The 13,129-nt window shown below is 66.2% G+C and carries 11 protein-coding genes; 9 read left to right on the top strand and 2 right to left on the bottom strand.

Annotation, left to right across the window (positions count from 1 at the left end; translation table 11 throughout):
- Positions 1-79: 79 nt before the first annotated feature.
- On the bottom strand, positions 80-1,534 hold the full coding sequence (locus tag QCE88_RS32095; protein WP_309821151.1) for a sigma 54-interacting transcriptional regulator: 1,455 nt from the start codon (positions 1,532-1,534) through the stop codon (positions 80-82).
- A gap of 322 nt (positions 1,535-1,856) precedes the next feature.
- On the opposite strand from QCE88_RS32095, the gene QCE88_RS32090 reads away from it, so the two are divergent.
- The 4 genes from QCE88_RS32090 to QCE88_RS32075 all read left to right on the top strand — a co-directional run bounded on the left by QCE88_RS32090 (position 1,857) and on the right by QCE88_RS32075 (position 6,219).
- Entirely contained in the window at positions 1,857-3,257 is a 1,401-nt protein-coding gene (locus tag QCE88_RS32090; RefSeq protein ID WP_309909300.1) for a GntP family permease, read from the top strand.
- Between the two features lie 117 nt (positions 3,258-3,374).
- Complete coding sequence (locus QCE88_RS32085; protein WP_309909299.1) at positions 3,375-4,169, top strand: 3-hydroxybutyrate dehydrogenase; 795 nt, start codon at positions 3,375-3,377, stop codon at positions 4,167-4,169.
- Positions 4,170-4,335: 166 nt separating this feature from the next.
- Positions 4,336-5,895, top strand: coding sequence for a methyl-accepting chemotaxis protein (locus tag QCE88_RS32080; protein ID WP_309909297.1), 1,560 nt, complete (start codon positions 4,336-4,338; stop codon positions 5,893-5,895).
- 90 nt (positions 5,896-5,985) lie between these two features.
- A complete protein-coding gene (locus tag QCE88_RS32075; RefSeq protein WP_061120011.1) occupies positions 5,986-6,219 on the top strand; it encodes a hypothetical protein in 234 nt (77 codons plus the stop codon).
- 9 nt (positions 6,220-6,228) lie between these two features.
- Here the strand turns inward: QCE88_RS32075 and QCE88_RS32070 are convergent, their stop codons facing one another.
- Positions 6,229-8,247: an AI-2E family transporter gene (locus tag QCE88_RS32070; RefSeq protein ID WP_309909295.1), complete on the bottom strand. Its 2,019-nt coding sequence runs from the start codon at positions 8,245-8,247 to the stop codon at positions 6,229-6,231.
- Between the two features lie 267 nt (positions 8,248-8,514).
- Here QCE88_RS32070 and QCE88_RS32065 point away from each other — a divergent pair, with 267 nt between their 5' ends.
- The 5 genes from QCE88_RS32065 (at position 8,515) to QCE88_RS32045 (ending at position 13,062) form a co-directional block, all read left to right on the top strand.
- Positions 8,515-8,700, top strand: a complete 186-nt coding sequence (locus QCE88_RS32065) for a DUF1289 domain-containing protein (RefSeq protein ID WP_309909294.1) — start codon at positions 8,515-8,517, stop codon at positions 8,698-8,700.
- A 102-nt stretch (positions 8,701-8,802) separates the two neighbouring features.
- Entirely contained in the window at positions 8,803-9,120 is a 318-nt protein-coding gene (locus QCE88_RS32060; RefSeq protein ID WP_309819065.1) for a hypothetical protein, read from the top strand.
- A gap of 164 nt (positions 9,121-9,284) precedes the next feature.
- Positions 9,285-9,905 carry a glutathione S-transferase gene (locus tag QCE88_RS32055; RefSeq protein ID WP_309909292.1) on the top strand — a complete coding sequence of 207 codons (621 nt, stop codon included), beginning with the start codon at positions 9,285-9,287 and terminating at the stop codon, positions 9,903-9,905.
- Positions 9,906-9,956: 51 nt separating this feature from the next.
- Positions 9,957-12,044 (top strand): pyridoxamine 5'-phosphate oxidase family protein, encoded by a 2,088-nt coding sequence (locus QCE88_RS32050; protein WP_309909291.1) that lies wholly within the window; start codon positions 9,957-9,959, stop codon positions 12,042-12,044.
- A gap of 109 nt (positions 12,045-12,153) precedes the next feature.
- Positions 12,154-13,062 (top strand): LysR family transcriptional regulator, encoded by a 909-nt coding sequence (locus QCE88_RS32045; RefSeq protein ID WP_309909290.1) that lies wholly within the window; start codon positions 12,154-12,156, stop codon positions 13,060-13,062.
- Positions 13,063-13,129 lie beyond the last annotated feature (67 nt).

Genomic DNA, 13,129 nt, shown 5'->3' with positions numbered 1-13,129 from the left:
TGATTCTTGGTCGTTATTTTCGATTTCGCGAGTATGCCACGCGGAGCTTTCGCGCCCCTGTTGTTGTGCGCGGCAACCCTCAGACGGCAATGCCCAGCGCCGCGATCTTCTTGTAAAGCGTCGCGCGTCCAATGCCGATCCGCTCCGCCGCATCCGCCACGCGCCCGCCGCTCGCGCGTAGCGCATCCGAGAGGTAGCGCCGCTCGAAATCCGCCATCGCATCAGCGTGGGATAACAGCGGCGGTTCAGGGTTGTCCGGCACGGCGGGCTCGGACTGCGCCGCGAGCACCACGCGATTGGCATCGATGAACGTGCTCAGCGTGCGCGCGTCGATGTGCTGCGACTCCGACAGCATCAGCGCCCGTTCGAGCGTATTGCGCAGTTCGCGCACGTTGCCGGGCCACGGGTACGCCTCGAGCAGCCGCAAGCCATCCTTGTGCAGCACGAAGTGGCCGACGTGTCCCGGCCGCGTATCCGCCGAAAGGTCTTCGAGAATGGCGTAGGCGAGCGCTTCGATATCGTCGAGCCGTTCGCGCAGCGGCGGCGCGTGAATCGTCAGAACATTCAGACGATAAAACAGGTCCGCGCGAAAGCGCCCCGCCGCAACCAGCGCGGGCAAATCCGCCGACGTCGCCGCGATGATGCGCACATCCGCCCGTACGATGCGGTTCGAGCCGAGCGGCTCGAACTCCTTGTCCTGCAGCACGCGCAGGAGCTTGCCCTGAAGCGGCAGCGGCATGTCGCCGATTTCGTCGAGAAAGAGCGTGCCGCCGTCGGCCAGTTCGAACTTCCCGATACGCCCGCGCCGCTCCGCGCCCGTATAGGCGCCGGCGGCCGCGCCGAAGAACTCCACTTCGAGCAGCGTGTCCGGGATCGCCGCGACGTTCACCGTGACGAGCGGCTTGCCGGCGCGCGTCGACGCGCCGTGGATCGCGTGTGCGAGCAGTTCCTTGCCGGTGCCGGTTTCGCCGAGCAGCAACACGGGCGAATCGACCAGCGCTGCGCGCCGCGCCTGCCGCTTCACTTCGAGGCTCGCCGGACTCGTGCCGACGAAGCTCGAAAACGTGTACTTCGCCCGCCTTGCCTGCGCGAGCGATTGCCGCGTGGCGATCAGTTCCTGCTGCACGCGGGCATAGTGCGCAAAGAGCGGCGTGAGCGCCTTCATTTCGTCGAACAACGCGAAACCAATGCCGCCGATGGTCGTGCCCGCCTCGTCCTTGAGCGGCAGACGCGTGACGACGAGCGGCTCGCGATCGGTTTCGAGCACGTCGAGCAGGATCGGCTTGCCGGTCGCCACGACTTCGCGCATCAGGCTGTTGGGGATCACGCTTTCGCAATCGAGCCCGATCGCATCCAGCGGATCTTCAAAACCAAAGCGCGCCGCATAGCGCTTGTTGATCCACACGACGCGCGCGTCCGCGTCGACGATGAAGGTGCCTTCGCTCAGATTCTCAAAGGTCTTGAACAGCGATTCCATCGCGCGACGCATCACGGCGCTATAGTCCGCAGGGACGTTGATCCAGTCGTTGCGCATGCCGTGCATGTCTCCTCATCTCGTTTTCGAGACTGACTATCTCAATTCGGAGACTGAGGCGCAATCCGCATTGACACTAGTTTTGGGCGGATGAAGCCGGGTCGAAAGGAAGCTTGCAGCTTTCGAATCGTCCCGGTTCGGAGACATCGTCCTGAAATATCGGGCGATCATGCTTGCCGGAAGCCCGTCCCGCCTTGCCGCACCTGATCTGGCACGAAAGCTGCATTTGCCCGCGCGGCGCGTCACCCGCGTCGAAACGGCCTCCGGCGCTTTCAGAAAAGGCGCATGGGACGTTCAAGAACAAACCATTCACGGAGACTCAATGTCGTTCCTCATCGTGCTCGCCGCCCTGGCGTTCCTGATGCTCGCCGCCTATCGCGGCTACAGCGTCATCCTGTTCGCCCCGATCGCCGCGCTCGCGGCCGTCCTGCTCACCGATCCCGCCGCCGTCGCACCCGTCTTCTCCGGCATCTTCATGGAGAAGATGGTCGGCTTCGTGAAGCTCTACTTCCCCGTGTTCCTGCTCGGCGCCGTGTTCGGCAAGGTAATCGAGTTGTCGGGCTTCTCCGAGTCGATCGTCGCCGCGGCGATCCGCTATATCGGCAGGTCGCGCGTCAATGCGGTGATCGTCGCCGTGTGCGCGCTGCTCACCTATGGCGGCGTGTCGCTGTTCGTCGTCGTGTTCGCGGTCTATCCGTTCGCGGCGGAGATGTATCGCCAGAGCAATATCCCGAAGCGCCTGATGCCCGGCGCCATCGCGCTCGGCGCGTTCTCCTTCACGATGGACTCGCTGCCCGGCACGCCGCAGATCCAGAACATCATCCCGACCACGTTCTTCAAGACGACCGGCTGGGCCGCGCCGTGGCTCGGCGTGATCGGCTCGGTGTTCATCATCGTGGTGGGCCTGACCTTCCTCGAATGGCGCCGCCGCTCGGCCATGGCCAAGGGCGAAGGCTACGGCACGTCGCTCGTGAACGAGCCGGAACGCGTCGAGTCGACCTCGCTGCCCAATCCGGTGCTGGCGATCGCGCCGCTGATCCTCGTCGGCGTGGCGAACTTCGCGCTGACCAAGTGGATTCCCACGTGGTACGGCGCGAGCTACACCGTCGCGCCCGAGGTGCTTCCCGGCATCCACGCGCCCGTCACGACGGCGGTCAAGACCGTCGTCGCGATCTGGGCCGTGGAAGGCGCGCTGCTGCTCGGCATCGTGCTCGTGCTGCTGACCGCGTTCGGTCGGGTGAAAGAGCGTTTCGCCGTGGGTACGCGCGCGGCGGTCGCGGGCGCGCTGCTCGCGGCCATGAACACGGCGTCTGAATACGGCTTCGGCGGCGTGATCGCGGCGTTGCCGGGCTTCCTCGTCGTGTCCGATGCGCTCAAGAGCATTCCGAATCCGCTCGTCAACGCGGCCATTTCGGTGAGCGCGCTCGCGGGCATCACGGGTTCCGCGTCGGGCGGCATGAGCATCGCGTTGGCCGCGATGTCCGACACGTTCATCGCCGGCGCGCAGGCCGCGCACATTCCGCTCGAAGTGCTGCACCGCGTGGTCGCGATGGCATCCGGCGGCATGGACACCCTGCCGCACAACGGCGCGGTCATCACGCTGCTGGCGGTGACCGGATTGACGCACCGCGAGTCGTATCGCGACATCTTCGCCGTGACGATCATCAAGACGCTCGCCGTCTTCTTCGTCATCACGGTCTACTACCTGACGGGCCTCGTCTGACGCTCTGACGCGCCGGGTTGCCGCGACCTTCCCCACGGCAACCCCAATTCACGTCGCGCGCACGACGCCCCACACTTCCGCGGAAGTCCACATTCAACCGAAGGAAATTCACCGCGTATGACTCAAACCGCATCGAACACTTCGCTCGCCGGCAAGACGGCGCTGGTCACCGGCTCGACGAGCGGCATCGGTCTCGGCATCGCGACGGCGTTCGCCCGCGCCGGCGCGAACCTCGTGCTCAATGGCTTCGGCGATGTCGAAGGCGCGCTCAAGCAGATCGAGGCAGCCGGCGCGAAAGCCGTGCATCACCCAGCCGACATGACCAAGCCGGACGAGATCGAAGCGATGATCGCCTTCGCGAACGACACGTTCGGCGCAGTCGACATCCTCGTGAACAACGCGGGCATCCAGCACGTGGCGACCATCGACGAGTTTCCGGTGGACCGCTGGGACGCCATCATCGCGATCAACCTGAGTTCGGCGTTTCACACCATGCGCGTCGCGCTGCCGCAGATGCGTGCGCGCAACTGGGGCCGCGTGATCAATATCGCGTCGGTGCACGGGCTGGTGGGCTCGGCGGGCAAGTCGGCCTACGTGGCCGCGAAGCACGGCATTCTCGGTTTGACCAAAGTCGCCGCGCTCGAAAACGCGCGCAGCGGCGTGACGGTCAACGCCATCTGCCCGGGTTTCGTGCTGACGCCGCTGGTGCAGAAGCAGATCGACGATCTCGCCGCCCGCGAGTCGCTCTCCGCCGATGCCGCGCGCACCAAACTGCTCGGCGACAAGCAGCCGTCGGCTCAATTCGTGACGGCGCAGCAGATCGGCGACATGGCCGTGTTCCTCTGCTCCGATGCCGCCAGCGAAATGCGCGGTTCGGCGCTGCAGATCGACGGCGGCTGGAGCGCGCAATAAAAAGCTCACGGCGGCGGGCGCACGTTATCGGCACAAAGCCCGCCGCACTTGAGCGTTTTGCTCGGATATCCCTCAAGAATGTGGGGATATAGCCGTTATGTCCTTGTAATTCACGGCGCGCTGTTCTCGACGAACGGCCGCGCATTGAGAACGAAGCAAGGACATCATGCGCAACAACCAACCTGTTACTCAGCAAGCGTTCGAATTTCCCGCCTCGGAGATGCTCGTCTCCGCCACCGACCTCTCCGGCAACATCCAGTACTGCAATCCCGCCTTCGTTTCGGTCTCCGGCTTCTCGCGCGAAGAGCTGATTGGCCAGCCGCACAATCTGATCCGTCATCCCGACATGCCGCGCGAAGCATTCGCCGATCTCTGGGCGACCATCCGCGCCGGCCGTCCGTGGACCGCGCTGGTGAAGAACCGCCGCAAGGACGGCGATCACTACTGGGTGCGCGCGAACGTCACGCCGGTGATGGAGCATGGCAAGGTGGTCGGGTATCTGTCGGTGCGCGTGAAGCCGACGCACGACGAAGTGCGCGAAGCCGCCACGCTGTACGCGCAACTGAAGGCGGGCGACGCGTCGCATCGGCTGGTGCGCGGCGCGCTCGTGAGAAACGGTTTCGCGGGACAACTCGCGGCGCTGGCGAACCTGCCGGTCCGCATGCGGCTGGGGCTGGGCTTCGCGGCCATGCCCGTCGCGATGCTGCTCGCCGCGCTGGCCGGCTGGCGCGGTGCGCCGCCGCTGCCCTTCTGGTGCGCGCTCGGTGCAAGCGCGGCGGTCGGCCTGGCGGGCTGGCTCGCGTTGTCGCGACAAGTAGATGCGCCCGTTCGCACGATGTCCGGCTTTGCCGCGCGCATGGCGGCCGGCGATCTGACCGTCGACATGCCCGATGCCCGCCACGACGATCTCGGCGACGTGCAACGCGCGCTCGGCCAGTTGAAGGCGAATCTGGCAGCCATCGTGTTTGATGTGCGTGGACAGATTGGCGGCGTGCTCGACGCCGCCAACGAAATCTCGAGCGGCAACACGGATCTGTCGCGCCGCACGGAGATGCAGGCGGCCTCGCTCGAACAGACCGCCGCGACGATGGACCAGCTCACCACGACCGTACAAGGCAACGCCGACGCCACCGTGCGCGCGCTCGAACTTGTCCGCGCAGCGCAGGCCGCGGCCGACGACGGCGGACGCATCGCGAGCCAGGTCGAGCAGACGATGGCCGGCATCACGGCGGCGTCGCGGCGCATCGCGGACATCACCGATGTCATCGACGGCATCGCCTTCCAGACCAATATCCTTGCGCTGAACGCGGCCGTCGAGGCGGCGCGCGCGGGCGAAGCGGGCCGCTCGTTCGCAGTCGTCGCGACCGAGGTGCGCAATCTCGCGCAGCGTTGCGCGGCGTCGGCGAAGGAAATCGAGGGCGTCGTGGCAACGAGCGTCGCGCAGATCGCGGAAGGTACGAGCCTCGTCACGCGCACGACGAGCCAGATGCGCGCCATCGACGAAGCGGTGAACCGCGTGTCGACGATCATCATGGAAGTGGCAAAGGCCAGCGGCGAGCAGGCGGACGGCATTGCGCAGGTGAATCAGGCCGTCGCGCATCTCGACGATTCGACCCAGCAGAACGCGGCGCTCGTCGAACAGGCGGCGGCCACCGCCCAGCGGCTCGCGGAGCGCGCCGTGGTGCTCGACGAAGCCGTGCGGCTGTTCACCGTTGCCCGGGTTTGAGCGGAACGCCGCCGCGGCAGGAACGCGAAACCCGCATCGCTTGGTACTATCGGAGCATTGCCGAAGCAAGACCCACGAGGAGTGTCTCCGATGACCGCAGAGAACAATCGCGCGGAAGAAGCGCGAGCGATGGAACGTATCGTCAACGCCACGCGGCAGGTGCAATCCGCCTTCCTGGCGCTGCAAACCCAGTTTCCGCCCGAAGGCGACGGCCGTCCGTCACAGATGGCGCTGCAAACCTTTGACGCCGCGCTTCAGGAACTCGAAGACGCGCAGGCCGCCTTCGACACCATGCTCAACGATCTCTTCGACGGCAACCGCTGAGCTGCGGTATCACGCGTTGCGCAGTTCGGGCAGATCCTCGCGGGCGTCGCCGGGAGCGGGCGGGCCGTTGAGCGCGGCTTCGCCGTCCGCGCCGCCCAGGCCGGCCCACGGCGCGCCATCGGTGGTCTGACGGCGTGCGGCGGCCACGCACGCCTCCACCAGTTCCCGGAACGACACCGCCGCTGAACTCGTGCGCACCAGCACTTCGCCCTGCAGTTCGCGATCCGGAAACACCAGCCCGACGATCAGCTCCGCCACGGGCGCGCGCTGATGCAACCGACGCAGCAGGTTGCGCAGATACGGCGGCGATTCGGCCGCATCGAACGACACCACGCAGATGATCGTCACGCCCGACAGGTCCACTTCGCCGAAGCGGCCGCGCGAGAAGCGTTCGTAGCCGGCGAGATCGGCATACAGGCCGTGCTTGCGGAACAACTGCACGGCGATGGTCGCGGCGAGGTCGTCGAGTTCGCTGCGACCCGCGATGCACAGCACCGACGCCGTGTGCCCTTCCTTCTGCGCATCGAAGCGCGCGGGCGGCGTTTCCGGCCGGAGCGCGGGCATGTCGTCGTGAGTCTCGAAGCTCGCGGGCAGGTCTTCCTTCGGGAGGGCGGTCACGGCGGTATCGGCGGCATCTTCCAGGCCTTCGATGATGTCGAGCGCCGACTCGTTGATCCGTCGCAACTGGTCGGCCGTGACCACGCCGCGCAGCACGTCGTTGTGCGCGTAGCGCAGGCCTTCCAGCGCGACTTCGTCGTAATACGCGATCAGCGAGCGCTCCTTCAGCAGCGTCTCGGCCTGGACCAAAGCTTCGTCGGGATCGTTCGCGAGCAGGCGCTGATAGAAGTTTTCGGCGGGCGTGAGCGCGGGCCGGTCGCCGAACAGCACGTCGAGGAATTCCAGCCGGTCCACGTGACGGCCGAGAATCACGAGACAGAGCGTGAGCGGCGTCGACAGCACGAGGCCAATCGGCCCCCAGATCCAGCTCCAGAAGATCGCCGCGACGATCACCGCAAACGGCGACAGCCCGGTGCTGTGCCCGTAGAGCAGCGGCTCCACCACCTGCCCCGCGACGATGTCCGTCACGCCGAACAGCACGATGGTCCAGACGAGCATCGCCCAGCCGGGGCCGACGGCCGCTGCGAAAACCACCGCGACAATTGCCGCGATCCACGTTCCGACATACGGCACGAAGCGCAACAGCGCGGTGGTCACGCCGAACAGCAGCGCGCCTGGCACGCCGATGATCGCGAGCCCGATGGAAATCACGATGCCCACGCCCATGTTGATGCCGAGCTGCGCGAGGAAATAGCGCGACAGACGCCGCGCGGCCTCGTCCATGGCCGTGGTGGCGCGATGCAGGTCACGCGAGCCGAACAGGCGGATCAGGCGGTCGCGCAGATCCTCGCGCTGCAACAGGATGAATATCGCGACCACCAGCACGATGCCGGTGGTTTCCAGCGGACTGATGACCGGCGACAGGAAGCGCTGCGCGAGTTCGAGCGGAGTCGGCGTCGGCTCGTGGACTTCGACGGGCATCGGCTGGTCGATCGGCGACGCCGCCGGGTTGTCCTCGTTCTTCTGTTCCTGCTCGCGGGCCGGCGAAATCCGCTTCAACGCCCGCGAGGCGCGGCCGAGGAATTCGTCGGCGCGACCTACGGTGACGCGCTGGACAGCGTCGATCTTGCGCTCGACGGCGACCTGGTATTTCGGCAGATCGCCGGCGAGTTGCGCCACCTGCGCGCCGATCAGCGCCCCCACGGCCGTCAGCACCGACAGCGCAACGATCACCGCGACAATCACTGAAGGCACCTGGCCGAAGCGCAGGCGGCGCAGGAAATCGACGAACGGGGCAAGCAGGAAGCTCAGCAGGATGGCGAGAATGATCGGGATCATGACCGCGCGCCCGAAGTACAGCGCGCAGATCACGACGACACCGGTAATCAGCGAGGCCAGCGCGCGCACGCCGGGCGCCTCGGGCGGCAGGATCTTGGCGGGTGGCCGGCGCGGGCCGGGAGCTTGCGGCATGGAGTCGGCTCGCTTCTTGAAATAGGCTGAGGGGCACCGCGTGGCGGGAGCGCAGCCGGCATCGATGCCCGGCTCCCTGGACAAAAGCAAGGCGCGTGCCGCTGGGCGCTGCTCGACGGCGCTTGAGGTGAGGCGATGCGGGAGCCGGATTTTACTGCATTCGTTGCAACGGTGAGGACATGCGGGAGCGCGTCGTGCTTCCTTCAATGCCGCGCGACGGTCTGGCCGCCGCCTACCAAACTTTGCGAAACGACATACAAGGACATCATGGCAGTCGAATCACCCTGTATCGGCATCTGCAAGTTCGATGACAAGACCGGCTTCTGCATCGGTTGCATGCGCACGAAGGACGAGTGCAAACAGTGGAAGAAGATGAAGGACAAGCATCGCGTGCGGATCATCGACGAGCAATCGCAACGCAAGGCCAAACTCAAGAAACACAAGAAGAAATAAGGAACAAAGGCTGGACTGGTCGGCGGTAGGGTGATGCGGAAATGCCCGCGCCCGGAGGACTACACTGGATTTCCGTACGGCCCATCCTCACAGGAGCCTGTCATGAAAGTGAGCATTCCGCGTTGCACTTCCCTCACCTTCGCTCTTGCCGCAACCTTGGCGGCCCCCGCTGCGTTCGCACAGCTTCACCCAAGCCCGGAAACGGACATGTACGCGCCGCAGAACAGCACGAAGCTCATGCCGAACGCGCCGCTCGGCAGCCAATATCCGTCGCACGGCAATGCACAGGCGGGCGAGCTCAACCTCAATCCGTCCGATCCCCGCGCGCAGCTCGTCAACGGCTTGCCGAACAACGCGAACAGCGGCGGCTATGGCTCGCCACTCGCGGGCAACAAGGCGAACGTGCCGGCTTCGAACTGACTTGTTTAAGTGGTGAGTGTTCGAACGATCCAGCCATCACCATTCTCGTTTCGAGAAGAGTGATTTGATTTTCCGTTCCATTCTCCCTTTGAAGGCAAGAACCCATACTTGATTCACCGGCCGCACCCGCCACGCGGCCGACAATCAACCCAGGGGATCTTGCCGTGAAGCTCTACACCTTTCCGTTGTCCGGGCATGCGCACCGTGCGCGCCTCATGATCAACCTGCTGGCGATCGAGCACGAGGAAGAAGTCGTCGACCTCGCAAAGGGCGCCCACAAAACGCCGGAATTCCTCAAGCTGAATGCTTTCGGCCAGGTTCCCGTTCTGGTCGATGGCAAGCACGTCATCGCCGATTCGAACGCCATTCTCGTTTATCTTGCCCGCAAGTCGGTCGATACAAACTGGCTGCCGCACGATCCCGCCAAGGAAGCCGCCGTGCAGCGCTGGTTGTCGGTCGCGGCGGGACAAATCGCCTTCGGGCCCGCTGCCGCGCGCCTCGTGACCGTCTTCGGCGCCAAGTTCAACGCGGAAGAAGTCATCGCGCGCGCCCATTCGATCCTCGGCGTCATCGATGCGCAATTGGCCCGGCGCGACTGGATCGCGGACATCGGCAGCGCCCATCCGACCATCGCCGATGTCGCGCTGTACAGCTATATCGCGAGCGCGCCGGAAGGCAATGTCGATCTGTCGGGTTACGCGAATGTGAACGCCTGGTTGCGCCGTGTCGAGGCGCTGCCTGGCTTCGTTCCGTTCAAAAAGACAGCCGCGGGACTCGCGGCGTAAAGTCATCCAGGGCGGCACCGCCGCCCCACCGGCGTGTGGAGGCATACGATCATGTCCAGCCCAGCGGTTCTCAATCCTGTTCCCAAAGTCGCTCCCGCACCGTGGCATCGCGGCGAGATCGCGCTGCAGAAGGCCGCAGGCGTGTACGAGCGGATGGACAGCATGGGCCGGCGCGTCGTGCGCGACTACATGCCGGACCAGCATCGCCAGTTCTTCGCGCAACTGCCGTTCATGGTCGTCGGCACGGTCGATAGCCGCGGCGATCCCTGGGCCACGCTGATCGCCGGGCATCCCGGCTTCATGCAGACCCCCGACGCGCACACGCTGCGCATCGGCCACGCACGCGACCCGTTCGATCCCGCCGAAGCCGGCATGGCGGACGGCGCGGCCATCGGAATGCTGGGCATCGAGTTGCACACGCGCCGCCGCAACCGCATGAACGGCGTGATCCATCGCGACGTCGCGCAGACGCGCTTCGACGTCGCCGTGGAGCAGAGCTACGGCAACTGCCCGCAATACATCCAGCTGCGCGACTTCGAATTCGTGCGCGATCCGGGCACGCCCGGCACAGTGGCGCCGGTCGAACTCGACGCGCTGACGCCGCGCGCCAAAGCCATGATCACGGGCGCCGATTCGTTCTACGTCGCGTCGTATTTCGATCGCGATGACGGGCGCAGGCAGGTAGACGTGTCGCATCGGGGCGGCAAGCCGGGCTTCGTGCGCCTCTCGGACGACGGTTTTCTCACCATTCCCGATTTCGCCGGCAACCTGTTCTTCAACACGCTCGGCAATATTCTCGAGAACGGCCGCGCCGGCCTCGTGTTCGCGGATTTCGAACACGGCACGTTGCTGCAACTCACCGGCGAGGCGCAGGTGCTGCTGGATTCACCGGAGATCGCGGCGTTTCAGGGCGCCGAGCGGCTGTGGCGCTTCAAGCCGCACCGCATCGTGTACCGCGAGGATGCGCTGCCGTTGCACTGGACGGCGCGCGACGACGGCGCGTCGCCCAATGCGCTGATGACCGGCGACTGGACGCAGGTGTCCGAGCGCCTGAAGGCCGCCGCGCTCGCCAATGCGTGGCGCGTGTTTCGCGTGAGCCGGATCGTCGACGAAAGCGATTCGATCCGCTCGTTCCATCTCGAACCGGCGGACGGTGCGGGACTCGTGCCGCACCGGGCGGGCCAGCATCTGCCGATCCGTGTCACGCTGCCGGGCGAAGCGAAACCGTTGATTCGCACCTACACGCTCTCCGTGGCGCCGTCGGACGGCGTGTACCGCATCAGCGTGAAGCGCGACGGACGCGTCTCGACCTGGCTGCACGACACGTTGCGAACCGGCAGCACGATCGAGGCGCGCGCGCCGGCCGGCGATTTCACGATCGATGCACTGGAAAAGCGGCCCGCCGTGCTGATGGCGGCGGGCGTCGGCATCACGCCGATGCTCGCGATGCTGCGGCATATCGTCTACGAAGGGCTGCGCAAGCGCCGCGTGCGTCCGACCTGGATGATCGTGTCGGCGCATGCGCTTGCCAGCCGCGCGTTCGCGCAGGAGATCGACGCGCTCGTGCAAAGCTCGGGCGGCGCGGTGAACCTGATCCGCGTGCTCAGCGACACGCGGGACGCCATCCTCGGGCGCGACTACGACGCGTCGGGCCGAATCGACCTCGATCTGCTGACGAGCCGCCTGCCTTTCAACGACTACGACTTCTATCTGTGCGGCCCGGGTGCGTTCATGCAAACGCTCTACGACGGCCTGCGCGCACTCAACGTCGCGGACACACGCATCCACGCGGAAGCCTTTGGTCCGTCGGCGCTGCGACGCACGGCGGATCGCGGTGCGGACGCGAAGCCGCTGCGTCCCGCCGCCGCCGAACCGGTGACGGTGCAGTTCGTCAAGTCCGGCACGACGGCGCAATGGCAGCCGGAGGGCGGTTCGCTGCTGGATCTCGCGGAAGCGAGCGGCCTCGCGCCGGAATTCAACTGCCGAGGCGGCACCTGCGGCACGTGCCGGACGCGCATCGCGAAAGGCGCGGTGACGTACGAGAATGAACCGGCGTTCCACGTCGGCGACGACGAAGCCCTGATCTGCTGCGCCGTGCCGGCAGCGGACGCGAGCGATGCGCTCGAACTCGACCTCTGAGATCGGTGAAGCCGGAAAAGCGCCTGAGACAGCGACGGTGGATTGTGCCGCGCGCACATATCCCCGAGAATGCACGGCATCCTTTCAGCCGGCATGCAGCGCTTCTCCCATGGACCGATTCCAGGCAATGTCGACCTTCGTCACGGTGGTCGAAACCGGCGGCTTCGCGTCGGCGGCACGCAAGCTCGAGGTGTCGCCGTCGGTCGTGAGCCGGGTCGTGACGGAACTCGAGGAACATCTCGGCGTGCGCCTGCTCACGCGCACCACGCGCGTCGTGCGCCTCACCGACGCCGGCAGCGGCTTCTTCGAAGACTGCCGCCGGATCCTCGGCGAAATCGACACCGCCGAACTGTCCGCCACCGGCACGCACACCTCGCCGCGCGGCGTGCTGACGATCACCGCGCCGGTCATGTTCGGCCGCCTGCACGTCACGCCGGTCGTGATCGACTATCTGCGCCGCTATCCCGAAGCCGATGCCAACTGCTGGTTCGTCGACCGCGTCGTGAACCTGGTGGACGAAGGCATCGACGTGGCGGTGCGCATCGCGGAACTGCCGGACTCGTCGTTGCAGGCGATCCGCGTCGGCTGCGTGCGGCGCGTGCTGTGCGCATCGCCCGCGTATCTCGCGGAACACGGCACGCCCCGTCATCCCGACGATCTCGCCGCGCACGTCATCATCTCGTCCACCGGGGCATCGACGCCGCCCGAATGGCGCCTCTACGACGGCGAGCGCCAGGTGACCGTGCGCGCGCATCCGCGCCTGACCACGACCACCAACGACGCCGCCATCGGCGCCGCGCTCGCGGACTTCGGCATCGCTCGACTGCTGTCGTATCAGGTCGCGCAGCATGTGCAGGAAGGCCGGCTCGCCATCGTGCTGCCGGAATTCGAGCCGCCCGCCATTCCCGTTCATCTCGTGCATCGCGAAGGCCGCCATGTCGCGCAGAAGGTGCGGGCGTTCCTCGATCTCGCGGTGGCCACGCTGCGCGCGGATCCCTCGTTGAGCTACACCGGCTAAACACCCGGCGCGACCGGCCGGACGCGGGCGCGACGGCGTCGAATCGAACGGCCGTCAGGCACGCTGC

Source organism: Caballeronia sp. LZ035 (assembly GCF_031451175.1).
GTDB lineage: Bacteria > Pseudomonadota > Gammaproteobacteria > Burkholderiales > Burkholderiaceae > Caballeronia.
This window is presented reverse-complemented; position numbering and strand designations above follow the sequence as displayed.